Below are 3786 nucleotides of genomic sequence, written 5' to 3'. Positions count from 1 at the left end.
CGACATCCGTGGGCGGAGAGCGCACGGAGATCAGCGCCGAAGTGCCGGAGCAGGAACTGCTGCGGTACGCGATCGTGCTGCGGGGACTGACGGCGGCAGCGGTCAATTCCGCCGGGAGTACTTGCGGCACGAGCCGTTGCCGCCCGGCATAGCCGTCGCCTCGGCGAAAGCCTGAGGCTCAGAGTCTCCTTCCAGGTCAGCGGTTCTTGCGAAGGAACGCTGAAACGGGAGGTGCCAATGAGGCCCCCACCTCCGCAGCGCTCTTCTTGACTCCCGCGCGGCCAAAGGAATGGTCGCCGCCCTCCCACCACTCGATGGTGGCGGCGGGGCCGATCCGGGCCACCACGTTTTCGAGCAGCTCGGGCGTCGCGAAAGTGTCCCGCGTGCCCTGCAGGAAGAGCATCGGCAGCGTGAGCCCGTAAAGGTGCTCGTCACGGAGCTTCTCGGGTTTTCCGGGCGGGTGCAGCGGGTAGCCGAGATAGATGAGTCCCTCGGCGGGCATGCCTTCGGCCACTGCCATCGACGCCATGCGTCCACCGAAGGACTTGCCGGCCGCCCACAGCGGTTCTCCCTCCGAACGGGACGCGGCTTCCGCCATGACGGCCCGCCAGGCCGCGATAGCCGCGGGAGGTCGGTCGGGGAACTTCTTGCCGGCTTCCCGGTAGGGGAAGTTGAAGCGCAAGGTCGCGACGCCGTCGTCGTTCAAAGCGTGCGCGAGGCCGCCCAGGAACGGATGCTCCATGCCCGCCCCGGCTCCGTGGGCGAGAACGAGGGTCGCGACCGGGTTGTCCGGTCGGCCGTAGATACCGGAGACCGGTGTGCCGTCGACGTCGATCGTGACACTGGATTCGGCGGTACGCATGCTCACTCGAATCGGGAGGGATCGCCGGTGCCGCGCCTGACCACTTCCGCGGTGCCGCTCGAGAAGTCCACCACCGTGGTGGGCTCTGCGCCGGTGTCGCCGGAGTCGATCACGGCTTCCACCAGATTGTCCAGGCGTTCCTTGATCTCCCAGCCTTGGGTCAACGGCTCCTCCTCGTCGGGGAGCAGCAAGGTGCTGGAAAGTAGCGGTTCGCCCAGTTCGGCCAGGAGGGCCTGGACAAAATTATGGTCCGGAATCCGCACGCCTACCGTTTTCTTTTTGGGGTGCAGGAGGCGGCGGGGGACTTCCTTGGTGGCAGGCAAGATGAACGTGTAGCTACCCGGTGTGACGGCCTTGATGCTTCGGAACACATCGTTGTCGATCATGACGAACTGACCGAGCTGCGCGAAGTCCTTGCAGACCAAGGTGAAATGGTGCTTGCTGTCCAGCTGCCGGATCGAGCGGATCCGGTCGAGGGCTTCCCTGTTGCCGATTTGTGCGCCGAGCGCGTAGCAGGAATCGGTGGGATAGGCGATGAGCCCGCCGGACTGGAGGATATTCACCACCTGGGCAATTGCGCGTGGTTGGGGGTCCTGCGGGTGGACATCGAAGAATCTTGCCATGCCACGAGCTTACGGGCAGGCCGTACTTCAGGACAGGACATCCTTGCTGGTGAACTTGCCATAAGCCAACGCGCCGGCCGCCACGACGTAGGCCGCCTGCAGCAGGGCATTGTCGCCGAAGCTCGTCCACGAGATGGGTTGGCGCAAGAGGTCGGCGAAACCCAACCAGTAGTGGCTGAACAGCCACGGGTGCAGCCACTCCAATTGCGGCAGGTTGTCGGCCACTTGTGACACCACGGACAGGACGATCGTTGCGGCCATGGCCCCGACCGGCACGTCCGTGAAGGTGGATATTGCCAGCCCGATGGCGGAGAGCCCCAACAGTGACACAGCAATGTACGCGGCTATCAGCAGGGAACGCACCACTGATTCGCCGACGCCGATCGTGTCGCCGGAGAGCAGGGTAACGGGACCTACCGGGAAGAGCGCGACGCCGGCCAGGGCACCGGCGGCGGCCACCGTAAGGGTCGCTGCCAGGCAGAAAGCCGCGGCGGACGCGTACTTGATCAACAAGAGGCGGACGCGTCCCGCCGGGGCGACGAGCAAGTACCTGAGCGTGCCAAGGTTCGCTTCTCCGGCAATCGTGTCGCCTGCCACCACTCCGATCGTGAGGGGAAGGAACAAGGGCACGGAGACGATCATTGCCGTGACGCCGACGAAAAGCCCGTTCTGGGTGATGCGATCAAGGAAGGGCGGACCGCGCCTGGCGCCACGGGATGCGAGCTCAGCTTGACCGCCGCGGCGATGAGGATGGGGATCGCCGCGAGCGCGAGGAGCATGGCCCATGTCCGCAGCCGCCTGAACAGCACCGAGAGCTCGGAGGCCATGAGTGACAACGAGCTTGATAGCCGGGTGTTTGTTACCAGGGCGCCCTGCGCGGCAGCCGTGACGTCGGTTCCGCGTTCAGCCGGCAATGTCGAAACCCTCTCCGGTCAGGGAGACGAAGCGCTCCTCCAGGCTGGCGTCCTCCACGCCGAAGCCCCGCACCCGGACGCCGTCGGACACGAGGGCAGCCACGATCGCCTCGGGAGCCACCCCGTACCCCGGCGGCCCGGTGCTGACGAGGCTCTGGCCATCGGCACCGTGCGATCCGGGCAGCGGCACTGACAGTTCCGATTGCAGGCCCAGCCTGGAGAGGACACGGACAGCGGCCTCAATATCGGGCGTGTGGAGCCGGATCGTGGCCGTTCCCGCGGCGCGCAGTTCGTGCAGGGTTCCTTGCGCCACGAGTTTGCCTACGCTCATGACACCCACATGGGTGCACATCTGTTCCACTTCCGCGAGGAGGTGGCTGGAGACGAACACGGTGGTGCCCCCGGCGGCGAGGGAGCGGACCAGGCCGCGCACCTCCCGGGTCCCTTGCGGATCCAGGCCGTTGGTGGGTTCATCGAGGACAAGCAGTTCCCTCGGCCGCAGCAGGGCATGTGCAATTCCCAGCCGCTGCTTCATCCCGAGCGAATAGGCGCGCACCTTTTTGCCCGCGGCATGGGACAACCCCACCCTCTCGAGCGCTTCATCCACCCGTGCGGCCCTGGTCCGCGGGGATGCGTGAAGATCGGCGCTGTCCAATCGCCGAAGGTTCGCCGCCCCGGACAGGAAAGGGTAGAAGGCCGGGCCTTCCACGAGCGAGCCCACGTTGGGCAGGACCGTTGCCAGTTGGCGCGGCATATCGCCACCCAGAACCCGGATGCGGCCGTTCGTGGCGGCCGCCAATCCAAGCAGCAACCGGATGGTGGTGGTCTTGCCCGAGCCATTTGGACCGAGGAAGCCAAAGACTGAACCGCGCGGAACCGCCAAGTCGACGCCCTCGACGGCGGCCCGGTGACCAAAGCGCTTGCTGAGGCCTTGCGTCTCTATCGCCAGTTCAGCCGGCGGGGGTGCCTCCGTCATTTCGTGGCGGCTGCGGCCTGCAACCGCTCAAGTGGCACCATTCCCGCGAAGACGCGGCCGTCGTCGAGCATCAAGACAGTTACCAGGCTGGTGGTCACTGCACGGCCGCCCGCTACCGGCTGGGTGAGCTGGGCCACCATCGGAGCCGAGCGGACATCGGCGGGCACGGTCCCCGAGGGCATGGCGATCACTGCGTCCCAGCCGGTTCCCGTGACTGTTGGCCGGCCCCCGGTTGCCTTTACCTGCGGTGCTTGCCCGGTCTTACCGGGGAGGGTACGCGGTTGCGGGGTTGCCTTCTCTTCCACGGCGGCACCGCGGGGCGGAGTGAAACTGAACAGGGCGGCGTCGGGCGCCGACAAGCTCACGTCAGTGAACGCGAGCGAAAAGGCCGCCGCGGCCTGGCCCCGTGCC

Annotated in this window: 3 protein-coding genes and 2 pseudogenes; all 5 read right to left on the bottom strand. The window is 66.5% G+C overall.

All coding sequences use genetic code 11. The features are described 5' to 3' along the window. Positions 1-196: 196 nt before the first annotated feature. On the bottom strand, positions 197-862 hold the full coding sequence (locus AHiyo1_RS16785; RefSeq protein ID WP_059389304.1) for an alpha/beta hydrolase family protein: 666 nt from the start codon (positions 860-862) through the stop codon (positions 197-199). Between the two features lie 2 nt (positions 863-864). After that, on the bottom strand, positions 865-1485 hold the full coding sequence (locus AHiyo1_RS16780; protein WP_059389303.1) for an L-threonylcarbamoyladenylate synthase: 621 nt from the start codon (positions 1483-1485) through the stop codon (positions 865-867). 27 nt (positions 1486-1512) lie between these two features. Then, positions 1513-2312, bottom strand: a pseudogene (locus tag AHiyo1_RS16775) (ABC transporter permease). A 76-nt stretch (positions 2313-2388) separates the two neighbouring features. Further along, complete coding sequence (locus tag AHiyo1_RS16770) at positions 2389-3375, bottom strand: ABC transporter ATP-binding protein (protein ID WP_059389302.1); 987 nt, start codon at positions 3373-3375, stop codon at positions 2389-2391. Continuing rightward, positions 3372-3786 (bottom strand): annotated as a pseudogene (locus AHiyo1_RS16765) (DUF2092 domain-containing protein); the annotation flags it as partial. The pseudogene AHiyo1_RS16765 and the gene AHiyo1_RS16770, both read right to left, overlap by 4 nt.

Origin of the sequence: Arthrobacter sp. Hiyo1 (assembly GCF_001263615.2) — a bacterium.
In the GTDB taxonomy this organism is placed as follows: Bacteria; Actinomycetota; Actinomycetes; order Actinomycetales; family Micrococcaceae; genus Arthrobacter.
Note: the sequence above shows the minus strand (reverse complement) of the source record. Positions and strands in the feature narration are given on the sequence as shown.

What these genes read in the sequence shown, in the direction of transcription:
- AHiyo1_RS16785 (WP_059389304.1), bottom strand. Translation starts at nt 862, where the DNA reads ATGCGTACCGCCGAATCCAGTGTCACGATCGACGTCGACGGCACACCG.
- AHiyo1_RS16780 (WP_059389303.1), bottom strand. Translation starts at nt 1,485, where the DNA reads ATGGCAAGATTCTTCGATGTCCACCCGCAGGACCCCCAACCACGCGCA.
- AHiyo1_RS16770 (WP_059389302.1), bottom strand. Translation starts at nt 3,375, where the DNA reads ATGACGGAGGCACCCCCGCCGGCTGAACTGGCGATAGAGACGCAAGGC.